The 25,895-nt window shown below is 71.4% G+C and carries 23 protein-coding genes; 14 read left to right on the forward strand and 9 right to left on the reverse strand.

Annotated features, from left to right (window positions below; genetic code table 11):
* Positions 1-5: 5 nt before the first annotated feature.
* Entirely contained in the window at positions 6-1,622 is a 1,617-nt protein-coding gene (locus FB563_RS19745) for a carboxyl transferase domain-containing protein (protein ID WP_055706445.1), read from the reverse strand.
* Between the two features lie 109 nt (positions 1,623-1,731).
* On the opposite strand from FB563_RS19745, the gene FB563_RS19750 reads away from it, so the two are divergent.
* Together FB563_RS19750 and FB563_RS19755 are read left to right on the forward strand one after the other, a co-directional pair.
* Positions 1,732-2,331: an SACE_7040 family transcriptional regulator gene (locus FB563_RS19750; protein ID WP_055706446.1), complete on the forward strand. Its 600-nt coding sequence runs from the start codon at positions 1,732-1,734 to the stop codon at positions 2,329-2,331.
* A 19-nt stretch (positions 2,332-2,350) separates the two neighbouring features.
* A complete protein-coding gene (locus tag FB563_RS19755; RefSeq protein WP_341874425.1) occupies positions 2,351-2,761 on the forward strand; it encodes a Uma2 family endonuclease in 411 nt (136 codons plus the stop codon).
* Positions 2,762-2,816: 55 nt separating this feature from the next.
* On the opposite strand, the gene FB563_RS45225 is transcribed toward FB563_RS19755, so the two are convergent.
* Positions 2,817-2,939, reverse strand: coding sequence for a hypothetical protein (locus FB563_RS45225; protein ID WP_324615844.1), 123 nt, complete (start codon positions 2,937-2,939; stop codon positions 2,817-2,819).
* 76 nt (positions 2,940-3,015) lie between these two features.
* Between FB563_RS45225 and FB563_RS19760 the strand changes: the two genes are divergently transcribed.
* Both FB563_RS19760 and tesB read left to right on the forward strand, forming a co-directional pair.
* A complete protein-coding gene (locus FB563_RS19760) occupies positions 3,016-4,173 on the forward strand; it encodes an acyl-CoA dehydrogenase family protein (protein WP_055706457.1) in 1,158 nt (385 codons plus the stop codon).
* A 36-nt stretch (positions 4,174-4,209) separates the two neighbouring features.
* Positions 4,210-5,079 (forward strand): acyl-CoA thioesterase II, encoded by an 870-nt coding sequence (gene tesB / locus FB563_RS19765; protein WP_055706447.1) that lies wholly within the window; start codon positions 4,210-4,212, stop codon positions 5,077-5,079.
* Positions 5,080-5,109: 30 nt separating this feature from the next.
* Here tesB and FB563_RS19770 read toward each other — a convergent pair whose 3' ends face one another.
* Both FB563_RS19770 and FB563_RS19775 read right to left on the reverse strand, forming a co-directional pair.
* Positions 5,110-5,898, reverse strand: a complete 789-nt coding sequence (locus FB563_RS19770) for a phosphatase (RefSeq protein WP_055706448.1) — start codon at positions 5,896-5,898, stop codon at positions 5,110-5,112.
* A gap of 74 nt (positions 5,899-5,972) precedes the next feature.
* On the reverse strand, positions 5,973-7,451 hold the full coding sequence (locus FB563_RS19775; RefSeq protein WP_199832827.1) for a PucR family transcriptional regulator: 1,479 nt from the start codon (positions 7,449-7,451) through the stop codon (positions 5,973-5,975).
* A gap of 192 nt (positions 7,452-7,643) precedes the next feature.
* Here FB563_RS19775 and FB563_RS19780 point away from each other — a divergent pair, with 192 nt between their 5' ends.
* The 3 genes from FB563_RS19780 (at position 7,644) to FB563_RS19790 (ending at position 11,850) form a co-directional block, all read left to right on the forward strand.
* Entirely contained in the window at positions 7,644-9,104 is a 1,461-nt protein-coding gene (locus FB563_RS19780) for a sodium:solute symporter family protein (protein ID WP_055706450.1), read from the forward strand.
* Positions 9,105-9,169: 65 nt separating this feature from the next.
* Positions 9,170-10,138, forward strand: a complete 969-nt coding sequence (speB, locus tag FB563_RS19785) for an agmatinase (RefSeq protein WP_055706451.1) — start codon at positions 9,170-9,172, stop codon at positions 10,136-10,138.
* 23 nt (positions 10,139-10,161) lie between these two features.
* The gene (locus FB563_RS19790; protein WP_055706452.1) at positions 10,162-11,850 is read left to right on the forward strand and encodes a thiamine pyrophosphate-binding protein; all 1,689 of its coding nucleotides are present in this window, start codon (positions 10,162-10,164) and stop codon (positions 11,848-11,850) included.
* Positions 11,851-11,892: 42 nt separating this feature from the next.
* Here FB563_RS19790 and FB563_RS42990 read toward each other — a convergent pair whose 3' ends face one another.
* On the reverse strand, positions 11,893-12,276 hold the full coding sequence (locus tag FB563_RS42990; RefSeq protein ID WP_055706453.1) for a hypothetical protein: 384 nt from the start codon (positions 12,274-12,276) through the stop codon (positions 11,893-11,895).
* A gap of 347 nt (positions 12,277-12,623) precedes the next feature.
* Here FB563_RS42990 and FB563_RS19800 point away from each other — a divergent pair, with 347 nt between their 5' ends.
* Both FB563_RS19800 and FB563_RS19805 read left to right on the forward strand, forming a co-directional pair.
* Positions 12,624-13,439, forward strand: a complete 816-nt coding sequence (locus FB563_RS19800) for a peptidoglycan-binding protein (RefSeq protein WP_063797077.1) — start codon at positions 12,624-12,626, stop codon at positions 13,437-13,439.
* Positions 13,436-14,272 (forward strand): helix-turn-helix domain-containing protein, encoded by an 837-nt coding sequence (locus FB563_RS19805; protein WP_167528497.1) that lies wholly within the window; start codon positions 13,436-13,438, stop codon positions 14,270-14,272. Before FB563_RS19800 ends, FB563_RS19805 begins: the two co-directional genes overlap by 4 nt.
* 27 nt (positions 14,273-14,299) lie before the next feature.
* On the opposite strand, the gene FB563_RS19810 is transcribed toward FB563_RS19805, so the two are convergent.
* Together FB563_RS19810 and FB563_RS19815 are read right to left on the reverse strand one after the other, a co-directional pair.
* A complete protein-coding gene (locus tag FB563_RS19810; RefSeq protein WP_055709990.1) occupies positions 14,300-14,515 on the reverse strand; it encodes a DUF397 domain-containing protein in 216 nt (71 codons plus the stop codon).
* Positions 14,516-14,523: 8 nt separating this feature from the next.
* Positions 14,524-15,375 (reverse strand): helix-turn-helix domain-containing protein, encoded by an 852-nt coding sequence (locus tag FB563_RS19815; protein WP_055709984.1) that lies wholly within the window; start codon positions 15,373-15,375, stop codon positions 14,524-14,526.
* Between the two features lie 205 nt (positions 15,376-15,580).
* Here FB563_RS19815 and FB563_RS19820 point away from each other — a divergent pair, with 205 nt between their 5' ends.
* Both FB563_RS19820 and FB563_RS19825 read left to right on the forward strand, forming a co-directional pair.
* A complete protein-coding gene (locus FB563_RS19820) occupies positions 15,581-16,015 on the forward strand; it encodes an ATP-binding protein (protein ID WP_055709985.1) in 435 nt (144 codons plus the stop codon).
* Between the two features lie 32 nt (positions 16,016-16,047).
* Positions 16,048-16,968, forward strand: a complete 921-nt coding sequence (locus tag FB563_RS19825) for a hypothetical protein (RefSeq protein WP_055709986.1) — start codon at positions 16,048-16,050, stop codon at positions 16,966-16,968.
* A gap of 70 nt (positions 16,969-17,038) precedes the next feature.
* Here the strand turns inward: FB563_RS19825 and FB563_RS19830 are convergent, their stop codons facing one another.
* Both FB563_RS19830 and FB563_RS19835 read right to left on the reverse strand, forming a co-directional pair.
* Complete coding sequence (locus FB563_RS19830) at positions 17,039-19,255, reverse strand: glycosyltransferase family 39 protein (protein WP_055709987.1); 2,217 nt, start codon at positions 19,253-19,255, stop codon at positions 17,039-17,041.
* Positions 19,256-19,327: 72 nt separating this feature from the next.
* The gene (locus FB563_RS19835; RefSeq protein WP_142218822.1) at positions 19,328-19,789 is read right to left on the reverse strand and encodes a hypothetical protein; all 462 of its coding nucleotides are present in this window, start codon (positions 19,787-19,789) and stop codon (positions 19,328-19,330) included.
* On the opposite strand from FB563_RS19835, the gene FB563_RS19840 reads away from it, so the two are divergent.
* The 3 genes from FB563_RS19840 (at position 19,788) to FB563_RS19850 (ending at position 25,793) form a co-directional block, all read left to right on the forward strand.
* Positions 19,788-20,711 carry a serine hydrolase gene (locus FB563_RS19840; RefSeq protein WP_055709989.1) on the forward strand — a complete coding sequence of 308 codons (924 nt, stop codon included), beginning with the start codon at positions 19,788-19,790 and terminating at the stop codon, positions 20,709-20,711. The genes FB563_RS19835 and FB563_RS19840 overlap by 2 nt on opposite strands.
* A gap of 243 nt (positions 20,712-20,954) precedes the next feature.
* Positions 20,955-22,013: an esterase-like activity of phytase family protein gene (locus FB563_RS19845; RefSeq protein ID WP_142218823.1), complete on the forward strand. Its 1,059-nt coding sequence runs from the start codon at positions 20,955-20,957 to the stop codon at positions 22,011-22,013.
* A 60-nt stretch (positions 22,014-22,073) separates the two neighbouring features.
* A complete protein-coding gene (locus tag FB563_RS19850; protein WP_055710134.1) occupies positions 22,074-25,793 on the forward strand; it encodes an ABC transporter ATP-binding protein in 3,720 nt (1,239 codons plus the stop codon).
* Positions 25,794-25,895 lie beyond the last annotated feature (102 nt).

Genomic DNA, 25,895 nt, shown 5'->3' on the forward strand with positions numbered 1-25,895 from the left:
CCTCCTCACATCCGGAAGACGCCGAACTGGGGCTCTCCCAGAGGCGCGTTGGCACAGGCCGTCAGGGCGAGGCCCAGCACCTGACGGGTTTCCAGCGGGTCGATCACGCCGTCGTCCCAGAGCCGGGCGGTGGCGTAGTAGGCGTTGCCCTGGCGCTCGTACTGCGCGCGGATCGGCGCCTTGAAGGACTCCTCGTCCTCGGCCGGCCACTCCTCGCCGCGCGCCTGAAGCTGGTCCCGCTTGACGGTCGCCAGCACGGACGCGGCCTGCTCGCCGCCCATCACGGAGATCTTGGCGTTGGGCCACATCCACAGGAAGCGGGGGGAGTAGGCCCGGCCGCACATCGAGTAGTTGCCCGCGCCGTACGAGCCGCCGACCACCACCGTCAGCTTCGGCACGCGCGTGCAGGCCACCGCCGTCACCATCTTGGCGCCGTGCTTGGCGATACCGCCCGCCTCGTAGTCCCTGCCGACCATGAACCCCGAGATGTTCTGGAGGAACACCAGCGGGATGCCGCGCTGGTCGCACAGCTCGATGAAGTGGGCGCCCTTCTGGGCGGACTCGGAGAACAGGATGCCGTTGTTCGCGACGATCCCGACCGGGTGGCCGTGGATACGCGCGAAACCGGTGACGAGGGTCGGCCCGAACTCGGCCTTGAACTCGGCGAAGCGGGAGCCGTCGGTGATACGGGCGATGATCTCGCGTACGTCGTAGGGGGTACGGGAGTCGACCGGGACGGCGCCGTACAGCCCGTACGGGTCGACCTTCGGCTCCACCGCCGGCTGGACCTCCCAGGGCAGGGACTGCCGGGCGGGCAGGGTGGCGACGATGTTCCGGACGATCCTGAGCGCGTGGGCGTCGTCCTCGGCGAGGTGGTCGGTGACACCGGACACGCGCGAGTGGACCTCGCCGCCGCCCAGCTCCTCCGCCGTGACGACCTCGCCGGTGGCGGCCTTCACCAGGGGCGGCCCGCCGAGGAAGATCGTCCCCTGGTTGCGGACGATCACCGCCTCGTCGCTCATCGCGGGCACGTAGGCGCCCCCGGCGGTGCAGGAGCCGAGGACGGCCGCGATCTGCGGGATGCCGGCGCCGGACATCCGGGCCTGGTTGTAGAAGATCCGCCCGAAGTGGTCGCGGTCGGGGAACACCTCGTCCTGCATCGGCAGGAAGGCGCCGCCGGAGTCCACGAGGTAGACGCACGGCAGGCGGTTGTCGAGGGCCACCTCCTGGGCGCGCAGGTGCTTCTTCACGGTCATCGGGTAGTACGTGCCGCCCTTGACCGTGGCGTCGTTGGCGACGATCACGCACTCGCGCCCGCTGACCCGCCCGATCCCGGCGATCACCCCGGCGGCCGGGGCCTGCCCGTCGTACATCCCGTCGGCCGCGAGCGGAGCCAGTTCCAGGAACGGCGACCCGGGGTCGAGCAGCGTGTCCACCCTGTCCCTCGGCAGCAGCTTGCCCCGCGCGGTGTGCCGGGCCCGCGCCTTCTCGCCGCCGCCGAGGGCCGCCGCGGCCAGCTTGCCGCGCAGCTCCTCGACGAGCGCGAGATGCGCCTGTTCATTGGCCCGCCAGGCCTCCGACGCGGGATCTGCCGCGCTCCGGAGCTCCGGTGCCTCCTGCATCCTGCGGTCCCCTCACCGGTGATCGAACCTGTAGGTCGAACGTGTTAATGAGCGTTAACCATTTCCTTCAGGTTAACGACCGCTAACCTCGCTGTCTAGAATTACCTGCATGGTCACCAGAACCGACGCCCCGACCCGCCGCGAGCAGATCCTCAAGGAAGCCGCCCGGCTCTTCGCCGAGCGCGGTTTCCACGGGGTCGGCGTCGACGAGATAGGCGCCGCGGTGGGCATCAGCGGCCCCGGGCTGTACCGGCACTTCCCGGGCAAGGACGCGATGCTCGCCGAGCTGCTGGTCGGCATCAGCGGCCAGCTGCTCACCGGTGCCAAGCGCCGTCTGGCGGAGACCGACGGGGACACCCGGCCGGGCGCGGTCCTGGACTCCCTGATCGAGGGCCACATCGACTTCGCCCTGGACGACCGTCCCCTCATCACCCTGCACGACCGCGAGCTGGACCGCCTCCGCGACAGCGACCGCAAGCTGGTCCGCCAGCTCCAGCGGCAGTACGTCGAGCTGTGGGTGGAGGTGGTCCGCGAGGTCTACCCGGCCCTGTCCGAGCCCTCGGCCCGCTCGGCCGTCCACTCGGTCTTCGGCCTGCTGAACTCCACGCCTCACCTGGGCCGCGCGGGGACCCTGCCGGGGCGCGGGGCGACGGCCGCGCTGCTGCACCGGATGGCGCGGGGGGCGTTCGCGGCGGCGGGGGAGGGCTGACGCTCGTTAGCCTCACGGTGTGGAGTACGGGAAGATGCGCGCCGTCGCCGAGGAGCTCGATGCCTTCGCCGGGCAGCTGGAAGGGGCCTGGAGCGTCGAGATCGGACCGTCGGGTCCGGTCCTGGCGATGAGGCGGGCGCCGGTGCGCCACCAGGGGACGGTCCGCCGCATCCGTGAGCAGCTCGACGGGCAACTGCCCGCCACTCACCCCGGCCACATCTGTGCGAGCGGCCCGCAGATCGAGTGCCCGGCGATCGGCCGCATGCGCCGCCCGGACGCGGTGGTTCTGCCGGAGGCGGCCCTCGACGAGGAAGGGTTCGCCGTTGACGCGGCACAGGTGCCCGCGGTCATCGAGGTCGTTCCGCTGCACCCCTACCCGGGCCTCGGCGAAAAGCTCGCCGATTACCCCGCCATATCAGCCGCTGTCTGATCGTCGACCCTCGCGCCGGCACCGTCCAGGTCCACTCCGACCCGTGCAAGGGCCGTTACGTCTGCACCGAGACGTACATCTTCGGGGACTCGGTCGGGTTCGGGCCCTGGGTGCTGGAGACCTCCGGATTCCGCCGGTACGGGAAGGCGTGCTGACCGGCGGGCGTGGTCAAGCTCACCCTGGACGCCTCACCGTACTCGCCGGTATCTTCGACTCTGAGCAAGCGCTTAGACAGGTACCTGGAGGTGGGCGGCGTGCGCCGTACGGTGTTCAACGAGGATCACGAGGCGTTCCGGGAGACCCTGCGCGCCTTCATCGAGGCCGAGGTCGTCCCGGTCTACGACGAGTGGTTCGCGGCCGGCCAGGCGCCGCGCGACTTCTACTACAAGCTCGGTGAGCTGGGCATCTTCGGCATCAGCGTGCCGGAGGAGTTCGGCGGCGCGGGCCTGGACACCCACAAGTTCGAGGCCGTGATCTACGAGGAGACCGCCCGCGCGGGCGTGAGCTTCGGCGGCTCCGGCGTGCACGTGCTGCTCGCCCTGCCCTACATCAAGATGCTGGCGACGGACGAGCAGAAGAAGCGCTACCTGCCGAAGTTCGTCACCGGCGAGGAGATGTGGGCCATCGCCATGACCGAGCCGGGGACGGGTTCCGACCTCGCCGGCATGAAGACCACCGCCAAGCTCAGCGAGGACGGCACGCACTACGTCCTCAACGGCGCCAAGACCTTCATCACCGGCGGCGTCCACGCCGACAAGGTGATCGTCTGCGCCCGTACCGCCGCGCCGACCGCCGAGGACCGCCGCCACGGCATCTCCCTGTTCGCCGTGGACACCAAGTCCGAGGGCTACTCCGTCGGCCGCAAGCTGGACAAGCTGGGCCTGCGCACCTCCGACACCGCCGAGCTGGCCTTCGTCGACGTCAAGGTCCCGGTCGAGGACCTGCTCGGCGAGGAGAACAAGGGCTTCTACTACCTCGGCCACAACCTCGCCTCCGAGCGCTGGGGCATCGCCTTCGGCGCCTACGCGCAGGCCAAGGCCGCCGTCCGGTTCGCCAAGCAGTACGTGCAGGAGCGCACCGTCTTCGGCAAGCCGGTCGCCCACTTCCAGAACACCAAGTTCGAGCTGGCCGCCTGCCAGGCCGAGGTCGACGCCGCCGAGGCCGTCGCCGACCGCGCCACGGAGGCCCTGGACGCCGGCGAGCTGACCCCCGCCGAGGCCGCCTCCGCCAAGCTGTTCTGCACCGAGGTCGCCCACCGCGTGATCGACCGCTGCCTGCAGCTGCACGGCGGCTACGGCTACATGAACGAGTACCCGATCGCCCGCCTGTACGCGGACAACCGCGTCAACCGCATCTACGGCGGCACCAGCGAGATCATGAAGACGATCATCGCGAAGGACATGGGGCTGTAGGACGCCGGTAATCACTGGCCGGTACAACTACTACTCATGAGCCAGGCACTCCAGGATCTCCTCGATCTGCTCGACCTCGAGCAGATCGAGGAGAACATCTTCCGCGGCCAGTCCCGCTCCGCCGTCGTACCCCGCGTCTTCGGCGGGCAGGTCGCGGCGCAGGCGCTGGTCGCCGCCGGGCGCACGGTGCCCGCCGACCGCCCCGCCCACTCCCTCCACGCGTACTTCCTGCGCCCGGGCGACCCCGGCGCGCCGATCGTCTACACGGTGGACCGCATCCGCGACGGCCGGTCCTTCACCACCCGCCGCGTGGTCGCCGTCCAGCACGGCAAGCCGATCTTCCATCTCTCGGCGTCCTTCCAGACGTACGAGGAGGGCCTGGAGCACCAGGCGCCCATGCCCGCCTCGCCCGACCCGGCGACCCTGCCCACCTCGCAGGAGCGGCTGCGCGGCTACGGCCACCTCGCCCCCGAGGTCGTCGAGAAGTTCCTCGAAGCCCGCGAGGCGATCGACCTCAGGTACGTGGACGAGCCGCCGTACGGGCAGTTCGGCGCCCCGCGCGAGCCGCACTCGCAGGTGTGGTTCCGCACCAACGGCAAGCTGGACGACGACCCGTTGTTGCATGTCGTCCTCGCCACCTACGTGTCCGACATGACCCTCCTCGACTCCGTGCTGCTCGCGCACGGCCGCGGCGGCTGGGCGGTCGGGGACGTCGTGGGCGCCTCGCTGGACCACGCGATGTGGTTCCACCGTCCCTTCCGCGCCGACGAGTGGCTGCTGTACGACCAGGAGTCGCCGTCCGCGCACGGCGGCCGCGGCCTCGGCCAGGCGCGGATCTACACCCAGGACGGGCGTCTCGCCATCACCGTCATCCAGGAGGGTGTCGTCCGCGTGCCGCGCGACTGACGCGCGCGGCGGTGCCGCGCGTCGGATCCGTCAGGAAAGCCCCGCCTCCGCCAGCAGATACGCCGTCATGGGGTCGTAGTGGCGCGGGCTGACCACATGGTCGTCGAGCGGTACGACGACCTGGAGGGTGCCCTCGGCCTCGGCGAGGAACAGCGCCGGGTCGTTGCAGTCGGCGTACCCGACGGAGTCCAGCCCGTGCTGCCCGGCGTACCCCGCCCACCCGTGGTCGGCGACGACCAGGTCCGGCAGCGGGCGGCCCGCGCGCTCAAGTCCGTTGAGAATGGCCCGCATCGGTTCGCCGGAGTGGGTGTGCCACAGCGTCGCCCCGTGCTCCAGCACCGCGACGTCCGCGAACTGCATGACGTACCCCTCGTCCGTCTGCAGCCCGTCCGGAATGACCACGATCTCGCAGCCGGCGGCGCGCAGCGCGGCGGCCGTGGCCCGGTGCACGTCCAGCAGGCCGCCCGGGTGGCCGGTCGCGAACAGCACCCGCTGCCGGTCCTCGGCCGCCTTGCGCAGCCGCGCCGCCATCCGCTCCAGCGCGTCCACGGTCAGCTCGGGGTCGATGGTGTCCTGTCCGTACCGGTACTCGGGATCGTCGTTGACGCCGACCCGCTCGGCCATCACCGCGAGCACGTCCTGCTCGTCCGTCCAGCGGTCGCCCAGTTCCAGGCCGAGCCAGAAGTTACGGACACCGTTGGCGAGCTGACGGTAGTGGGAGAGGTTGTTCTCGCGGGGTGTGGCGACGTCCCCCGCGATACGGGTCCTCACCAGGTGGTCGACGAGCTGGGCGCGGCTGGGTGTCCCGGGTATCGGCATGCCTCCATTGTGAGGCAGGGCGGCACGGCCGTCCTCGGCATATCGCCCGCTGGGACGTGGCTCACGCGCCCCGGTCAGCTGTGCCGCAGCGCGAACCACAGCTCCATCCGCACGTCCGGGTCGTCCAGGTCGGTGTCCAACAGGGCGGCGCAGCGGGCGATCCGCTGCCGCACGGTGTTGCGGTGCACCTCAAGCGCCACCGCCGTACGGTCCCAACTGCCGTGCAATGCCAGCCAGTTGCGCAAGGTCTCGGTGAGCTCGGGCCGGCCGGCCAGCGGGGCGAGCAGGGCACGGGCGTGCGCCTCGGCGTCGGCGCGCGGCACCAGATCCTCCAGGCCCGGGCGGGCACCGTGCCGCACCAGCGGGGTCCGGGTGGCACGGGCCCGCGCCAGCGCCCGCCCCGCCTGGGCGTCGGCCGCCGCCCACTCCCGCGCCTCCACGGCGGCGCTCACCCCGAGCGTCCACCCGGCCTGCGGCTCCGGCACCCGCCCGCCCGGCACCAGCACCCGTACGACATCACGCCCGAGATCGACCAGCGGCGACCCCAGCGCGGCCCCGAGCGCGGAGGCGGCGACCGCGTCGGGCGGCTGGGTCTCCTGCCGGGCGTGCACGACCAGCCATGTTCCCGCGCCGAGCAGCTGGGCCACCTCCTCGGGCGGCGAGCCCAGCAACAGCCGCACCAGAGCGGAGGAACGGGCGGCACCGGCGCCGCTGTGGTGCTCGCCGGTCAGCAGGGCCAGCAGTACGGCGGCGACGGAGGCGATGGTGTGATCGCCGGGTTCGCGCCGGGCAGTGGCCACACCGAGCACGAAGCCTTCGCCCGCGCCGAGGGCGTAGACGGCCAGGTGGGTGTCGCCGACGGTGTCGGTGGCGGAGGTGGCCCTGGGCGCCGTACCCCCCGTGGGCCGCACCACGCCCGAGAGCTCCGCGAGTGGCCCCCGCACCCCCTCCGCCGGTGTCCGGCCCGCCGTGGCGACGGCCGTGCCGTCGGGGCCGTAGAGCACCGCGTGGCCGGAGAGGTGCTGGGCCAGGCGGCGCAGCACCGAGGGCACCGGATCCGGGCGGGAGGCGGCCGCGGCCAGGCTCTGCTGGGCCTCCGTGACGCGGCGGAGTTCGGCCAGGCGGGCCTGGGCCATCAGCTGCCACACCGCGCGGGCGACCCCCGAGAAGGTGGTCTGCGGCGGGACCTCCAGCAAGGGCAGGCCGTAGGTGTCGCAGGCGGCGACCAGGGCCCGCGGGACCGTGTCGTGCACCGGGGCCAGACCGAAGCCGAGGGCCGCGCCGCCCGCCTCGACGATCCGGGAGACGTAGTCGTCGAAGTAGGTGCCCGAACCCGCCGCCTCCGGGACGTGCACCCCGGCCGTGAGCAGCAGCTCGCCGCCCAGCAGATACGGGTACGGGTCGGCCATCTCCGAGGTGTGCGCCCAGTGGATCACGATCGAGGGGTCGGAGGGGCCCGCGATCTGGCGCAGGGCCAGGTCCTCGCGGGCCAGCAGGGCCGAGAGCGGTACCGGTGGGGTCGGTGGGACCGCTGGGGCGCTCGTCTCCGGCATGGTGTGCGTTCCCTCCATCCAACCCCGTCTGTATGGATGAAACGTACACTTCGCAGTCGCTTTCCGGCCACCTAGTGTCAAGTCAGACCGGCGGCCGCGGGTACGGGCGGATGTCCCCGCGATCTGCTGCCGGCACGTCCCCACGCATCTGCACGACACGCCACCGGAGAAGTGCGCGAAGGAGGGCCCCACATGGCCGTCGACTACACAGTGATCGTCGTCTATCTGGCCGGCATGCTGGCCATGGGCTGGTGGGGCATGCGCCGCGCCAGGTCGAAGAGCGAGTTCCTGGTGGCGGGCCGCCGCCTGGGACCCGCCATGTACTCCGGCACCATGGCGGCGATCGTCCTCGGCGGCGCCTCCACCATCGGCGGCGTGGGCCTCGGCTACCAGTACGGCCTCTCGGGCGCCTGGATGGTCTTCACCATCGGCCTCGGCCTGCTGGCGCTCTCGGTCTTCTTCTCCGCCCGCATCGCCCGCCTGAAGGTCTACACCGTCTCCGAGATGCTGGACCTGCGCTACGGCGGCCGGGCCGGACTGATCTCCGGCGTGGTGATGTGGGCGTACACCCTGATGCTGGCCGTCACCTCGACCATCGCCTACGCCACGATCTTCGACGTCCTCTTCGACATGAACCGGACCGTCGCGATCATCCTCGGCGGCTCGATCGTCGTCGCCTACTCGACCCTCGGCGGCATGTGGTCCATCACGCTGACGGACATGGTCCAGTTCGTGGTGAAGACCATCGGCGTGCTCCTGCTCCTGCTGCCCATCGCCGTCGTCAAGGCGGGCGGCTTCTCAGAGATGAAGGCCAAGCTGCCGACCTCGTACTTCGACCCGCTGGGCATCGGCGGCGAGACGATCTTCACCTACGTCCTGATCTACACCTTCGGCATGCTGATCGGCCAGGACATCTGGCAGCGCGTGTTCACCGCCCGCAGCGACCGGACCGCCAAGTGGGGCGGCACGGTGGCCGGAACCTACTGTCTGGCCTACGCCCTCGCCGGCGCGGTGATCGGCACCGCCGCCAAGGTGCTCTACCCCAAGCTCGGCAGCCCCGACGACGCCTTCGCCACCATCGTCAAGGACGAACTCCCCGTCGGCGTGCGCGGCCTGGTGCTGGCCGCCGCCCTGGCCGCCGTCATGTCCACCTCCTCCGGCGCCCTGATCGCCTGCGCCACGGTCGCCAACAACGACATCTGGTCGCGCCTGAAGGGTGCCGTACGGCCGGGCGGCGACGCGCACGACGAGGTCAGGGGCAACCGCGCCTTCATCCTGATCATGGGCGTGGCGGTGATCGGCACCGCGATCGCGCTGAACAACGTGGTCGAGGCGCTGACGGTCGCCTACAACCTCCTCGTCGGCGGCCTGCTCGTGCCGATCCTCGGCGGCCTGCTGTGGAAGCGCGGCACCGTCCAGGGCGCCCTCGCGTCCGTGATCGTCGGCGGCCTCGCGGTCATCGGCCTGATGGCGACCTACGGCATCCTCGCCAACGAGCCCGTCTACTACGGCCTGCTCGCCTCCCTCGCCGCCTACGTCGTCACCTCCCTGGCGACCAGGCCCACCGACGAGACGGTCCTCGCCACCTGGCGCGAACGGCTCGCCGGACGGAATCCCGAACTCGCGTCCGAACCGGTCCCGGCTCCCCAGTAGAGTCGTATGACAAGCAGTACAAGCAGTACATGCGCGACGAAGCGTAAGAAAGAAGGCAATTGACCATGAGCAGCAACGAGACGCCCCGCGGCCCCGTCGACTCCTCCCGCATCCCGCGGTACGCCGGCCCCGCGACCTTCGCCCGGCTGCCCCGCCTGGACGAGGTCGGCACCGCCGACGTCGCCGTGGTGGGCGTGCCGTTCGACTCCGGCGTCTCGTACCGGCCGGGCGCCCGTTTCGGCGGCAACGCCATCCGCGAGGCGTCCCGGCTGCTGCGCCCGTACAACCCCGCGCAGGACGCCTCTCCCTTCGCGCTGGCGCAGGTCGCGGACGGCGGCGACATCGCCGTGAACCCGTTCAACATCAACGAGGCCGTCGAGACGATCGAGGCCGCGGCGGACGAGCTGCTCGGCACGGGCGCCCGCCTGATGACCCTGGGCGGCGACCACACCATCGCGCTGCCGCTGCTGAGGAGCGTGGCGAAGAAGCACGGCCCGGTGGCGCTGCTCCACTTCGACGCCCACCTGGACACCTGGGACACCTACTTCGGCGCCGAGTACACGCACGGCACCCCGTTCCGCCGCGCGGTGGAGGAGGGCATCCTCGACACCTCCGCCCTCTCCCACGTCGGCACCCGCGGCCCGCTCTACGGCAAGCAGGACCTCACCGACGACGAGAAGATGGGCTTCGGCATCGTCACCTCGGCCGACATCTACCGCCGGGGCGCCGACGAGGTGGCCGACCAGCTGCGCCAGCGCATCGGCGACCGCCCGCTGTACATCTCCATCGACATCGACTGCCTCGACCCGGCGCACGCGCCCGGCACCGGCACCCCGGAGGCCGGCGGCATGACCTCCCGCGAGCTGCTGGAGATCCTGCGCGGCCTGGCATCCTGCAACCTGGTCTCGGCGGACGTGGTCGAGGTGGCGCCGGCCTACGACCACGCGGAGATCACGTCGGTCGCGGCCTCCCACACGGCCTACGAACTGACCACCATCATGAGCCGCCAGATCGCGGCGGCCCGCAACGCCTGATTCTCCTTAGGGGACCGAGAGCAGTGACTCACGACCACGACCTGGTACTCCGCCCGACCGACCAGCAGACGGAGGCCGCCCTGAATCCCCCTCCGGGCCGCAACGGCGGGGACCTGGTCGTGGAGACACTGGCCGGGCTCGGCGCCACCACGGTCTTCGGACTGCCCGGCCAGCACGCGCTCGGCATGTTCGACGCCCTGCGCAGGTCCGCTCTTCGCTATGTGGGCCTGCGGGTGGAGAACAACGCGGGCTTCGCGGCGGACGCGTACGGCCGGATCACCGGCGAGGCAGCGCCTCTGCTGCTCTCGACCGGCCCCGGCGCGCTCACCTCGCTGGCCGCTCTGCAGGAGGCGGCGGCGGCCTCGGCCCCCGTGCTGGCGATCAGCAGCCAGATCCCGACGGCCGGCCTGGGCGGCGGCCGCCACGGCTATCTGCATGAACTCCCCGACCAGGCGGCCTCGTTCCGGGGCGTGGTGAAGTCGGTTCACACGGTCCGCACGCAGTCCCAGATCCCGTCCGCGATCGCGGCGGCCTGGAAGTCGGCGCTGACCGCGCCGCACGGCCCGGTGTGGGTGGAGATCCCGCAGGACGTCCTGCTCGCCGAGACCACCCTGCCGGTGGTGACGGCACCGGACGCGACCCCGGAGGACCTGGCCCCCCGGCCCGAACTGACCGCGGTGGCGGCACACTTGCTGTCCCGGGCCTCCCGCCCGGCGATCATCGCGGGCGGCGGGGTCGTACGGTCGGACGCCTCGGGCAAGCTGCGCCTGCTGGCCGAGAGGCTCCAGGCGCCGGTGGTGACGACGTTCGGCGGCAAGGGCGCGTTCCCGTGGGAGCACCCGCTGTCCCTCCAGTCCTGGCTGGAGGACCGCCATACGACCGACTTCCTGGAGGACGCGGACGTCCTGCTGGTGGTGGGCTCGGGCCTCGGCGAACTCTCCTCCAACTACCACACGTTCAAGCCGCGCGGCCGGGTCATCCAGATCGAGGCCGACCTCGGCAAGCTGGAGTCCAACCACCCCGCCCTCGGCATCCACGCGGACGCGCGCCTGGTGTTGCAGGCGCTGCTGGAGACGGTGGAGGAGCGGACGGACGACTCGGCGCCGGAGCGGGTGCGGGAGCTGCTGGCGAAGGTGGCTTCCCGTATCGCGTCCCAGGAACTCACCCTGGAGCAGGAGGTGCTGGCCGCCGTCCGCCGCGCCCTGCCCGCCGCGTCCCCCTCCTTCTGGGACATGACGATCCTGGCGTACTGGGCGTGGTCGGCCTTCGACCCGCGGGGCACGAACCTCATGCACTCCGCGCAGGGCGCCGGAGGCCTCGGCTACGGCTTCCCGGCGGCGCTCGGCGCGGCGGCGGCCGACCCGACGCGCCCGGTGCTGGCGGTGTCGGGCGACGGAGGCGCCCTGTACTCGATCGCGGAACTGGCGACGGCCCGGCAGTACGACCTGCCGGTCACCTGGCTGATCGTCGACGACGGCGGCTACGGCATCCTCCGCGAGTACATGACGGACGCCTTCGGCCAGGCGACGGCGACGGAACTGACCCGCCCCGACTACGTGGCCCTGGCGGAGTCCTTCGGCGTGCCCGGGGTCCGTACGACCCCGCAGACCCTGGAGGAGGACCTGGCGAAGGCGCTGGCCGCGCCCGGCCCGTCGGTGGTCGTGCTCCCGGCGGTGCTGCGGATGTTCGCGCCGACGCACCTCACGGCCTGACCTGCCCGCCGCGCTCCGTGCGGCGGGCAGATCCGAGTCCCCTCAGTGGCACGTGCTCGACTTGCTGATGTACACGTACGTGGGGTGCGCCGAGCCGAAGGCCCATCCCTCGCCCGGCTTCATGCAGATCGTGTGGTAGTTGGAGAACCGCACGTAGGCCACGTCGTCGTGCCGCGTGTTGACCGCGCCCTTCGCGTTGCGGCTCGCGCCGAGCTTCTGCCAGTACCCGGTGTCCTTGAACTTCCCCGTCATCGTGTTGCCGTTGTAGAAGCAGACGTACGGATACGGACACGACGGGCGGGCGGCGGCGGACGCGCCGGTCGCGGTACGGGTGTCGGCCGAGGCGGACGGTGCGGTGAGGGCGAGACCGCTGCCGGCCATGGCGCACGCGGTCAGGACGGCTGCGGTCGCGATACGGAATCGCATGGATGCTCCTTGGTGTGGTCTGCCTTGCGGCGGCCCCGCCCCACCCCCGTGGAGGCGGGCCGCCGAGTGCCTGGGGCGGTGCGGGGTGGACCGCACCGCCCGCCGTGCACCACCGACTGTGCGGGCCGGGTCCAGGCCGGGGCCAGGGATGCCCGAAGGTTGCCGCAAGTGAGGGACGTCCCACCCTCCGACCTGCGGAAACACCCCGCGGGCTGAGGCGCCGGCGGGACGCCCGGACGCCGGTCGGGCTGGCCGAAACCGCGTGCCCGGAAGGCAGTTCGCGGGAACCGCGGGCATCTGGTGGGGCATCCTCGTCCGGGGGAGTCGCAACAGACATGGGGTGGAACATGTCTCGTTGGAAGCAGTTGCCGGACTCGCTCGACCCGCGCGTGCGACGACTGGCCGTACAGATGCGCCGTGTCAAGGACCACAGCGGTCTGGGTCTGCAGGCCCTGGCCGCCCGCACGGGGTACAGCCGTGCCTCCTGGGACCGCTACCTCAACGGCCGTTCGTTCCCGCCGCAGGAGGCGGTGGCGGCACTGGCCCGCGCCTGCGACATCGACCCGGCCCGGCTGCTGGCCATGCACGAGGTGGCGGTGGCGGCGGGGCGGGGCGGAGAGAGCGGTGCCGGTCCGGCCGCGGAGACGGAATCGGGGGCGGACTCCGTGCCGGGCGGGCAGAAGCCGGCGGCGGGAGGCGGGGGACGGCGGACACGCACCGCCGTACTGGCCTCGGCCGTGCTCGTGGCGGCGGCCGTGATCGCCCTGCTGGTGGCCGCGCCCTGGGACGGCGGCCGGAGACGGACCACCGACCGGCCGGTCTCCGCGGACGCCTCCGCACCGGCCTCCGGTACCGGGACGGGGAAGGGGGCGTTCGTGTACCGGGCAGGCAAGGACTACCCGTGCCGGGTGCACCGCGCCCAGGACGGGCTGCTGTACGCGGGGTACAGCACCACCCGTGTCGCCCTGATCGGCATGGGATCCGCGCAGTGGTCCGTCGTGGAGGCGCAGTGCCTGCTGCGCCACCACGGCCTCTCGCCGGGGATCGCCGACGGGGCGTTCGGCTCCCGCACCGAGCGCGCCGTGGAGCGGTTGCAGGAGCGGGCCCACCTCCGCGTGGACGGGGTGGTCGGCGAGGACACCTGGGGGGTGCTGCGGAAGTGACGTCCGGGGACCGGCCGTTGGAGTGCGAGCGCCTGGCGGAGACCCTGCGCGGGCTGCGGGCCCGGACCGGGCTGAGCCTGGCCGCGCTGGCCGCGAAGACGCCGTACAGCAAGTCGTCCTGGGACCGCTATCTGCACGGCCGTACCGTCCCGCCCCGGCAGGCGGTCGCCGGACTGTGCGAGCTGGCGGGCGAGGATCCCGGGCGGGTGCTGGCCCTGTGGGAGCTGGCCGACGCGGTGGCCGGCGGACGGGCGGCCGGAGGCGGGCGCCCCGGCGTGGCCGAGCCGGCTTCCGCCCCGGCCGAGCCGCCTCCGGCCGAGAACGCCGACGGCTCGTCCCACCGCGGCCTGCTCGCCGCAGTCGGCGGCGGGCTCACGGTCCTCGCGGTCGTCGGGGCGCTCGCGGCCACCGGCGCCTTCACCCGGCCCACCCCGAACGCGTCCCCTTCCCCGTCCCCCTCCGCACCCGCGCCGGTGCAGGGATGCCACGGCAGCGGCTGCACGGGCAAGGACCCCGAGACGTACGGCTGCGGAGCCGACCCCGTGCCGGTGACCCTGGGCCGGCGGAGCTTCCCCGGGCCCACGGTGGTGAAGATCCGGCACAGTACGGCCTGCGGCGCGGTGTGGGCGCGGATCGACCTCGGGAAGGTGGGGGACCGCGCGGAGATCCTCGTACCGCACCACGCCCCGTGGCGGACCGAGGTCAAGGACCGGTACGACGCCAAGGACTCCCTGTCGACCCCGATGGTCGCCGCCACCCGGCCCGAACTGAACGGCGTACGAGCCTGCCTGGTCCGTGACGGCGAGCGGCACTGCTTCGGCCCGGAGGAGTAGCCGGCCGGAGTTCTGCCAGGCAGTACTTCACCGGGGGGTGAGGTTTGACTTCGTGGTGTGGGTCGCCTTCAGGTCCCTGATGAAGTGGGCGAAGGCACCGACCGGGACGGTGAGAGTGGCTCGGGCGGGGGCCTTGGAGTCGCGGATGGCTATGTGGGTGTCCAGGTCGGCGACTTCGACACAGTCGTTCCCCTCGCCTCCGCCGGAGAAGGACGACTTCTTCCATGAGGTGGGGATGATCATGCCGGTCCTCACAGCTCCTTCGTCATCTGGTGGATGAGATCACGCGACTGCTCAGGGGACAGCGCCTGTTCCTTCACCTTACGGAAGAGCGTTCGAAAGTGCTCCAGCTGGGCTTCGGAGTCGAGGAAGGCCGTGCCGTGTGGAGCGTCCCGTACGACGGTGTCCAGGCGAGGGACTGTTCCACCGAGGTGCACCATGGTGCTTCCGGCTCCCGCGAAGTCGTGCAACGCGAAGGGGATGACCCGCACGGTGACGTGGTCGGCCTCGGACACTTCCAGGATGCGGCTCAACTGGGCCCGGGACGCGGCCTGCCCGGCCACCTGGATGCGGAGTGCCGCCTCATGGATCACGGTCTCGTACGGGATGGGCTCGGGCCCGTCGATGACGACCTGACGTTTCATCCGGTGCTCCACGCGAAGGTCCACTTCGCTGTCCGGGAACTCGGGATTCATGTAGGCGAAGAGGGCTCGGGCGTAGTCCTCCGTCTGGAAGAGCCCCGGTACATGGATGACTGCTACGTCATTGCGGAACGTCGCGTGGTGGTCCAACTCGGCGAGATCTTGGTAGGCGGCGGGAAGGACGCCCCGGTAGTCCTCCCACCACCCCCGCGTACGGTCGGTCGCCATGCCGACGAGCGCTTCGATCAACTTCGTGTCGGCGCAAGCGTAGTTGGCGGCAAGCCGACGCACTCGCTGCTCGCTGACACCGGCGATCCCGGATTCGATCTGACTCATCTGGACGGAGTTCGCCCCCAACAGGCTCGCGGCCTCGGTCGCCTTGAGCCCGGCGGCCTCTCGCAGCCTGCGTAGCTCGGTGCCCAGGCGTACCTGGCGTGCAGTGGGGTGCCGTCGTGCTGGCACGGCGTCCTTCTTTCCTCAACAGCCTGGGGGAGGTGCCACGTTCGGGGGTCAGATTACGCGACTCGCTTGCAGCGAATGAAATTTATGACCTACCGTCAGTGACGTACCGCACACGCAGCGGAAGCGCACCGCGCCGTCCTGCCATGACGGCTACGGCAGGCCACCGCACGCGAAATCCCCGATCACGTACCGGAGTTGATGACGCATGCCCGAAAACGAGCCCTCCGAGTCTCCTGAGTCCTGGGACTACACCCTCTACGTCCCGAACGACCTCAGAGCGGTGACGGTGTGCCGCCGCACTCTGCGCCTGATCCTGACCCTGCACGGTCTGATCGGCCTGGTCGACACGGCGGAGCTGTTGGCGGCGGAGCTGGTGTCGAACGCCGTGCGGCACACGAAGGGGCCGGCCGCGCTGAGGGTTCGCCGTACCCCGGAGGGCATGGTGTGGATCGGGGCGTGGGACACGGACCCGGCCCCACCGGACCCTCCGCGCCCGCTGGAGCAGGTGGCGGACCTGGAGCTGGAGGACGGGCGGGGGTTGGGGCTGGTCAAGGCGTGCGCGGAGTACTGGGGGTGGCAGCCGACGGCCCGGTTCGGGGACCGGGGGAAGTTCGTGTGGTGCGAACTTGCGGCGGCGTAGCTCGTTGATCACCGCGATGGAAAGGAGAGCTGATGGTCGGCTCGTCGCATGAGGCGTTGCACCGGATCTTCCAGAAGGATCCGACGCTGCTGACGAAGGCGTTACAGAAGGTCCTGCACGTGCCGTTCCCAGAGCCCAGGGAGATCGCGGCGCTGAACATCGACCTGACCGAGATCGAACCGGTCGAGCGCCGGGTGGACACGCTGCTGCGAGCAGAGACGGACGAGGGCACGTATCTGCTGGTGGTGGAGTCGCAGGGGAAGGTGGACGAGCGCAAGCGGGGCAGCTGGCCGTACTACCTGAGCTACCTGTACGAGAAGTACCGCTGCGAGCCGGTGCTCATCGTCATCACCCAGAGCAGCCGCACGGCGGAGTGGGCCTCACGCCCGATCCGGCTCGGTTTCAGGGACTGGCACTCGCTGACCGTACGACCCCTTGTGCTGGGCCCGGACAACGTGCCGGCCATCGCGGACGAGCGACAGGCCGAGAAGGACGTCCCCCTTGCGGTGCTGTCGGCCATGACACACGGGCGTGGACCGCAGGCTCCGGCCATACTGGAATCGCTGGCCGCTGCCCTGCGGACCATCGACCCAGACAGTGCCGCAGTCTTCGTGCAGTTCGTCGACTCCTGCCTGGCCGACCCCCAGGCGAAGCAAATGTGGAGGGACCTGATGACGGCGATCCAGTACTTCTGGCGACACCCGCTGGCCGAGCAGGTACGCGCGGAAGGCAGGGAACAAGGCCTGGAGCAGGGCCTGGAGCAGGGCCTGGAGCAAGGCCGGATCCAGGACCGCCAAGAGATGACCCTGCGCATCCTGGAATGGCGCGGCGTCTCTGTTCCCGACTCCCTCCGTGAGCGCGTGCTGGCCTGCACCGATCTGGATCAGCTGGAGGTCTGGGCTCAGCGAGCCGTGCATGCCACGGACGCGGCGGAGTTGTTCGCCGACGAGTGAGCAAGTGACTGACGACGCGGCGCGCCCAAGGGGTGTCCCAGGCCCTTGGCGCGCCGTGCCGACGGTTGGCTCAGCCCGCGTCCGACGGGTCCAGTCGGTAGATCGTGGACCGGTTGGCGGAAGAGGAAGAGCTCGAACTCTTGCTGTACGCGCTCTCCTTCACCAGCGTCCCGTGCCTCTTCACCCAGGCCGTGACCTGGGACGACACGCTGTTGTTGGTGCCTCCGGGGCCGCCGCCCATCATGCCGCCGCCGAGCTGGACGTAGTGCAGTTCGCCCTTCTCGACCAGGTCCTTGAGCTTGGCGACGGTCATCGCAGCGTCGGTGCCGGTGAAGCCCCACATGGAGATGACCGGGACCCTGGCGCTCAGCTCGATCTGGGCCGCGCTCTGGGAGTTGGAGACCGCGAGCAGCCAGGTGGCGCCGTCCTGGTGCTTCTTCAGGTAGGCGATCAGCTCGCTGTTCGCGCCGCCACCCATACCGCCGGGGCCGCCGGTCATCCCGCCGCCCATACGGCCGCGCTCCCCACCGGTGCCGCCCGGTGCCGTACCGCCCGATGTGCCCTGGCCGCCGGGGAGTTCACCGTTCTGTCCGCCGCCCGGGAAGCCACCGGCCTGTCCGCCGCCGGGCATCTCCCCGCCGGGTGCGCCACCGGGCGCGGTTCCGCCGCCGGGGACGCCGCCCGCCTCCGCGTTCCCGGCGCCCTGGCCGCCGTTCCGCCCGGGTATCTCGCCGCCACCGGGGAAGCCGCCCCGGCCGCCGCTCCTGCCAGGGCCCCCGCCGAAGCCGCCGCCCGTCGACGGGCCGGCCGTCGGGTTCACCCCGCTCATGCCGCCGCCGGAACCGGAGGGCACCGACCAGGCGTACGCCGCCGGGCCCGCGAGTGCCGCGACGATCGCCGCAGCCACGGAGGCCGCCAGCAGCCGTACCCGGCTCCCGGAGCGGAAGACGAGCAGCCCGGCGATCGCCGCCGCCATGACCACACCCACGGTCGGCCACAGCCAGGTGTGCCAGCCGGAGGTCCGGCGCAACAGCACGACGGCCCAGATCGCCGTGACGGCGAGACCCGCCGGCAGGACCCACACCCAGCGCTTGTCGGTGCGGAAGGCGCGGAGCAGCAGGACGCCTCCGCCGCCGCACAGCGCCGCGATGCCGGGTGCGAGAGCCGTCGTGTAGTACGGGTGCATCGTGCCCTCGGCGGTCGCGAAGGTGACGTAGTGCAGCACCGTCCAGCCGCCCCAGAGGGTGAGCGCGGCCCGGGTGAGGTCGGTGCGCGGGGCGCGGCCGCACAGGATCAGGCCGGAGACCAATGCCACGGCGGAGAAGGGGAGCAGCCAGGAGATCTGGCCGCCGAGGATGTCGTTGAACATCCGGCCGAGACCCGCGGAGCCGGAGAAGCCGCCTCCACCGCCCCCGCCGCCGTTGCCCTGGCCGCCGAGGATCCGGCCCAGGCCGTTGTAGCCCGTGATCAGGTTCCAGGCGGTGCCGTCCGTCGAACCGCCGATGTACGGCCGATCGGAGCCGGGGACGAGGGACACCGCGACCGCCCACCAGAAGCTGGAGCCGGCGAGGACCACGCCGGCGATCAGCAGGTTCACGATCCGCCGTACGAGCTTCGGGCGCGCGGCGAGCAGGTAGACCGCGAAGACGGCGGGCAGCGCGATGTAGCCCGCCAGCATCTTCGTGTTGAAGGCGAGGCCGAAGCACATCGCCGAGCCGAGGAGCGGGAGCAGGCGGCCGTTCCGCACCGCGCGCAGGGCCAGGGCCGCGCCGCCGACCATCAGCAGGACGAGGATCGTGTCGGGGTTGTTGTCCCGGTTGATCGCGACCGTGATCGGGGTCAGCGCGAGGACCAGTGCGGCCACTGCCGCCGCCGCGTGCCCGAAGGCCCGCTTCACGCAGGAGTGCAGGATCCAGATCGTGGCGAGCCCGGCCGCGACCTCCGGCAGCATCATCTGCCAGGTGCCGAAGCCGAAGATCCGGCACGACAGGCTCATGACCATGTCGGCGAACGGCGGTTTGTCGACGGTGAGGAAGTTCCCGGCGTCGAGCGAGCCGAAGAACCATGCCTTCCAGTTCTGCGTGCCGCTGTAGATGGCCGCGCTGTAGAAGCTGTTCAGGCCGGAGCCCGACAGGTTCCAGGTGTACAGCACGGCCGCCAGCAGCAGGATCGCGAGCAGCGCGGGCAGCGACCAGCGGGGGGCGCGCTCCGGCGGTACGGCGTCCGAAGCCGGTGGCAGCGCGGTCTCGGTCGTCGTGCGGGGGAGGGGATCGGTGGCAGATGTCACCACTGCACCATGCAGAGCGGCGATGGGTGCGGGCTGTGGTGCACCTGGGCGGGAGCTGTGGGGCGGTGAGAGTCAGGTGAGCAGCCTTGGCGATTTGTCACGGAATACGGCGATCTGGGCTTCGTAGCCCGCCTTGAACGCGGCGAACTCCGGGTCGTTCAAGCTGCCGTGAGGCACGTTTCCGCCCTCCAGGAAGTCCGGTATCGACCGGAATGCCGCGGCTGCCGCTTCCCAGTGCTCGCCGCCCTTGTCGCGAGCCGTCGTGAGGAGCTCGTACAAGTCCCGTTGCACATCGTTGATGCGGCCTCGTGGGTGGTCCCCCGGCCGCCGGTCCTCCGGTGTGCGCAGCCTGGTGTCCTCTCCGGCGGCGAGGCGGAGAACCGCGAGCGCCGCGAACAGCCGTCCCGCCTGGCCGAGTCGGCCCTCCCGCTGTTTCGACATGAGCGAATCATTGCCACGCACCGCACCTCTCGAACTTCCGCCGCCGGAACGCGCGTGCAACTTATCGCCGGCCCCATGCGTCAACTGGTGCATGAATCCCCGGACATCAAGACGTGCCGGCGCGCTCGCCGCCGCGCTCGGCGCCGCCGTGCTCATACCCACCGTGGCCGCCGCAGGCCCCGCCGCCGCGGCCACGCCCACCGTCAGCTGTACGTCCGCGAAGGCGGGCCTCGCCGCCAAGCTGCAGAAGGACATCACGGCCGCGCTCGCGAACCGCAGGAGCACCGTGGCGCTCGGCCTGTACGACCGCAGCACCGACACCACCTGCACCCTGCGCGCCACCAGCTCCTACGACTCGGCCAGCACCGTCAAGGTCACCGTGCTCGCCACGCTGCTGTGGGACGCCAAGAAGCACAACCGCTATCTGACCGACCGTGAGACGTCGCTCGCCAAGGCCATGATCACCCAGTCGGACAACAACGCCACGACCACGCTGTGGAAGCAGCTGGGCATGACGAAGATCAAGGGCTTCCTGGCCGCCGCCGGGATGACGAAGACCGTGCCGGGCGCGAACGGCTACTGGGGCCTGACCCAGGAGAACGTCACCGACGAGCAGAAGCTGCTCAAGCTGATCACCGCCGGCAACAGCGTGCTCAGCGACAACTCCCGCGCCTACATCCTGAAGCTGATGGGCCAGGTCGTCTCCTCGCAGCGCTGGGGCACCCCGGCCGGCGCGCCGTCCACGGTCTCCGTGCACGTCAAGAACGGCTGGCTGCAGCGCGCGACGCACGGCTGGCGGGTGCACAGCCTCGGCACCTTCAACGGCGCCGGGCACGACTACATGATCTCGGTGCTGACCCAGGACAACAGCACCATGGACTACGGCGTCACCACCATCCAGAACGTCGCCAAGGCCATCCACAAGGACATCGTGCCGACCACGGCGGGCACCCAGGTCTACACCCCGACCGGCAAGCCCAGCGAGGCCTTCGTCGCGGTGCCGCCGCAGGGCTGACGCCGCACGAGGCGCTCCACGCGGCGGCCCGCGAGGCGCTCCACGCGGCGGCCCGCGAGGCGCTCCACGCGGGAGCCCACGAGGCGCTCCACGCGGCGGCCCGCGAGGCGCTCCACGCGGGAGCCCACGAGGCGCTCCACGCGGCGGTGCGCGAGGCGGCCCGCGGGGCGGTCACGGGGCGGTCACGAGGCGGTTCACAAGGCGGTCTCCCGCAGGACACCCGCCCGCCCTACGGTGACGGGCATGCGCCTGAGAACCGTACTCGCCTCCCTGACCGCCGGCCTGGCGGCGGCCGCCTCCCTGACCGCCGCCGGGCCCGCGGGCGCCGCCGACTCCACGAGCGGGCACGCCTGTTCGCCGTCCGTCTCCCTCGGCCGCTTCTCCGACGCGCTCGACAAGACGACGTACGACGGCACCTTCGTCGGCAACTTCTCCGCGCTCGCGATGGACCGGGACGGCTCCCTGGCCGCGCTGGAGGACCGGTCCTCCCTGTTCAGCCTGGACCCGACGACCCTCCGGCCGAAGCGAGCCGTTCACCTCGCCGACGAGAAGGGCGCCGACCTCGACTCCGAGGGCCTGGCCGTCGACCGGGACGGCACCCGGCTGATCACCTCCGAGACCGAGCCGTCCGTCCGCCGCTATTCCGCCGACGGCAGGATCCTCGACCGGCTCCCGGTCCCGCCCTCCCTGCTGGTCGCCCCGGCCGGCCGCGCCACCGCCAACCAGACCTTCGAGGGCCTGACCCTGCTGCCCGGTGGCCATACCCTGCTGGCCTCCATGGAGGACGCGATCTCGGGCGACTCGACGGGGATCGTGCGCTTCCAGACCTGGCAGCGGTACCAGGGCCACTTCCGGCTCGGCGCCCAGTTCGCCTACCGCACCGACGCCGGCCTCGGTGTCCCCGAGGTCCAGGCCACGCCCGACGGCCGCCTCCTCGTCCTGGAGCGCGGCTTCACCTCCGGCGTCGGCAACACCGTCCGCCTCTACCTGGCCGACCTCCGCCACGCGACGGACACCAGCGGCATCGAGAACCTGACCGGTCAGCCCTCCGTCCGCCTGATCGGGAAGACCCTGCTGACGGACATGGCCGACTGCCCGAGCCTCGGCGCCACGGCGAAGCAGCCCCAGCCCAACCCCCTGCTCGACAACATCGAAGGCATGACGATCACGGGCCGTGACCGCGCCGGACGCCTGAAGGTCGTGCTGGTGAGCGACGACAACCAGAATCCGGCCCAGACGACCCGGTTCTATTACCTGCGGGTACATGTCCGACCCTGTCGTTCCATTGTTGCGGAGGGATGAAATCCGCTTCCTTTGACGTTGGTGCCTTCCGGTAGAGCAGGTCGACAGGAAGGCACCCGCGTGTCACCGCAACGGGGATGGGCAAGACGGCTCGCGAGCTACGCCTGGCGGTATCCGAAGGACGTCGTCCTCGCCCTCGGCTCGTCCCTGGGCGGCATGGCGGTCATGGCCGTCGTCCCGCTGATCACCAAGGTGATCATCGATGACGTGATCGGGAACCACACCCGCTCCATGGCCCCCTGGGCCGGCGCCCTGATCGGCGCCGCCCTGCTCGTCTACGCCCTCACCTACATCCGCCGCTACTACGGCGGACGCCTCGCCCTCGACGTCCAGCACGACCTGCGGACCGAGATGTACGGCACGATCACCCGGCTCGACGGCCGCCGCCAGGACGAGCTGTCCACGGGGCAGGTCGTCGGCCGGGCCACCAGCGACCTCCAGCTGATCCAGGGCCTGCTCTTCATGCTCCCGATGACCATCGGGAACATCCTGCTCTTCCTGATCTCCCTGGTGATCATGGCGTGGCTGTCGCTGCCGCTGACCCTGGTCGCCCTCGCCGTCGCGCCCGCGCTCGGCTGGATCGCCAGGCGGAGCCGCAGCAAGCTGCACCCCGCCACCTGGTACGCCCAGGCCCAGGCCGCCGCCGTGGCCGGGGTGGTCGACGGCGCCGTCAGCGGCGTACGCGTGGTGAAGGGCTTCGGGCAGGAGGAGCAGGAGACCGGCAAGCTCAGGGAGGTCGGGCGCAAGCTGTTCGCGGGGCGGCTGCGCACGATCCGGCTGAACAGCAAGTACACCCCCGCCCTGCAGGCCGTCCCCGCCCTCGGCCAGGTCGCCATGCTGGCCCTCGGCGGCTGGCTCGCCGTGCGCGGGCACATCACGCTCGGTACCTTCGTCGCCTTCTCCAGCTACCTCGCCCAGCTGGTCGGCCCGGTCCGCATGCTCGCGATGGTGCTCACCGTCGGCCAGCAGGCCCGCGCCGGCACCGAGCGCGTCCTGGAGCTGATCGACACCGAGCCGACGCTGCGGGACGGCACCAAGACCCTCCCCGCCGACGCGCCCGCCACCGTCGAGTTCGACGACGTGTCCTTCGGGTACGACCATGAGCGCCCGGTCCTCCAAGGGCTCAGCTTCGAGATCCGCCCGGGCGAGACCCTGGCCGTCGTCGGCTCCTCAGGCTCCGGCAAGTCCACCCTCTCCCTGCTGCTGCCGCGCTTCTACGACGTCACCCACGGCGCGGTCCTGATCGGCGGCCACGACGTCCGCGAGCTCACCCTGGACAGCCTGCGGTCGGCGATCGGACTGGTCCCCGAGGACTCGTTCCTCTTCTCGGACACCGTGCGCAACAACATCGCGTACGGCCGCCCCGACGCGAGCGAGGAGGAGATCCGCAAGGCCGCCCGCGCCGCCCAGGCGGATCGTTTCATCGCCGAGCTGCCCGAGGGCTACGACACCAAGGTCGGCGAGCAGGGCCTGACCCTGTCCGGCGGCCAGCGCCAGCGCATCGCACTCGCCCGCGCCCTGCTCACCGACCCACGGCTCCTCGTCCTGGACGACGCCACCTCCGCCGTGGACGCCCGCGTGGAGCACGAGATCCACGAGGCGCTGAAGCAGGTGATGGAGGGCCGTACGACCCTGCTCATCGCGCACCGCCGCTCCACCCTCAACCTCGCCGACCGCATCGCCGTGCTGGACGGCGGCCGGCTCGCCGACCTGGGTACCCACGAGGAGCTCCAGGAGCGGTCCGCCCTCTACCGCCGGCTGCTCACCGACCCGGACGAGCTGGGCGGGGTCTCCCCTGGGCACACCGCGCCCGCCGCAGTGCAGGAGGACACCTCCGTCCGCGAGGAGCTGGACGCCGAGTTCGACGCCGAGCGGGGCGTGACCCCCAGGCTGTGGACCGGCGACCGCACTCCGAAGGACCAGGCGCTCAGCGGCACTCCCGCCACGCCGGAACTGCTCGCCCAGGTGGAGGCGTTGCCCCCGGCCACCGACACCCCCGGCGTCGACGAGGCCCGGGCGGTCCTTCCGGAGGACTCCTACGGCCTGCGCCGCCTGCTGCGCGGCTTCGGCCTGCCCCTGCTGCTCAGCCTGCTGCTGGTCGCCGTGGACGCGGGCGCGGGTCTGCTGCTCCCGGTGCTGATACGGCACGGCATCGACGCGGGCGTGACGAAGATGGCCCTCGGTGCGGTCTGGGCGGCCGCCCTGCTCGGCCTGCTGACCGTACTGGTGCAGTGGGCCGCGCAGATCGGCGAGACCCGGATGACCGGCCGTACCGGCGAACGGGTGCTGTACACGCTGCGGCTGAAGATCTTCGCCCAGCTCCAGCGGCTCGGGCTCGACTACTACGAACGCGAGCTGACCGGCCGGATCATGACTCGCATGACAACCGATGTTGACGCTTTGTCGACATTTTTGCAGACGGGCCTCGTCACTGCGTTCGTCTCGGTCGTCACCTTCTTCGGCATCATGGGCGTCCTGCTGGTGATCGACCTCCAGCTCGCCCTGGTGGTCTTCGCCACGCTGCCCCCGCTGATCGTCGCGACCTTCTTCTTCCGCCGGGCGAGCGTGAAGGCGTACGAACTCGCCCGTGAGCGCGTGTCGTTGGTCAACGCCGATCTGCAGGAGTCGGTCGCCGGGCTGCGGATCGTGCAGGCCTTCCGGCGCGAGCGGGACGGCGGGCGGCGGTTCGCCGAGCGCAGCGACAGCTACCGGCGCGCCCGGATCCGGGGGCAGTGGCTGATATCGGTCTACTTCCCGTTCGTGCAGCTGCTGTCGTCCGTCGCCTCGGCCGCCGTGCTGATCGCGGGCGCGGGCCGGGTGGAGGCGGCGACCCTGACGACCGGCGCCCTGGTCGCCTACCTGCTCTACATCGACCTGTTCTTCGCCCCCGTCCAGCAGCTGTCCCAGGTCTTCGACGGCTACCAGCAGGCCACGGTCTCCCTGGGCCGCATCCAGGAACTGCTGCGCGAGCCGACGTCCACCAAGTCGGCGGACGAGCCCCGGGAGGTGCTGTCCCTGCGGGGCGACATCGCCTTCGAGGGCGTGCACTTCGCGTACGGCGCCGACGAGGAGGCCCTGACCGGCATCGACCTGACGATCCCCGCCGGACAGACGGTGGCCTTCGTCGGCGAGACCGGCGCCGGCAAGTCGACCCTCGTCAAGCTGGTCGCGCGGTTCTACGACCCCACCGCGGGGCGGGTCACCGTCGACGGCACGGATCTGCGCGCCCTGGACCTGACGTCGTACCGGCACCGGCTCGGGGTGGTCCCCCAGGAGGCGTACCTCTTCCCCGGTACCGTCCGGGACGCCATCGCCTACGGCCGTCCGGACGCCACCGACGCCGAGGTGGAGGCGGCGGCGCGGGCGGTCGGCGCGCACGAGATGATCGCCACGCTGGAGGGCGGCTATCTGCACGAGGTCGCCGAGCGCGGCCGCAACCTCTCGGCGGGCCAGCGCCAGCTGATCGCGCTCGCCCGCGCCGAACTGGTCGACCCGGACATCCTGTTGCTGGACGAGGCCACGGCCGCCCTGGACCTGGCCACGGAGGCCCAGGTCAACCAGGCCACCGACCGTCTGGCGGGACGGCGTACGACGCTGGTGGTCGCCCACCGGCTGACCACGGCGGCCCGCGCGGACCGGGTGGTGGTGATGGACCACGGCCGGGTCGCGGAGGACGGCACCCACGACGAACTCCTCGCCCGCGACGGGCGGTACGCCGAACTGTGGCGCACCTTCGTCGGCCGCCCCGAACCGGAGGAACCGGTCACGGCCTCCCGCTGAGGCCTCTGTCGCCCCTCCTGCCGAGGCCCCCGCCGACGAGTGTCGCTGACGGCCGTGCAACCATCCGGCATACGTCGTGCGTCCGTACATCAGTACGGCCAC

The organism is Streptomyces puniciscabiei (assembly GCF_006715785.1).
Lineage (GTDB): Bacteria > Actinomycetota > Actinomycetes > Streptomycetales > Streptomycetaceae > Streptomyces > Streptomyces puniciscabiei.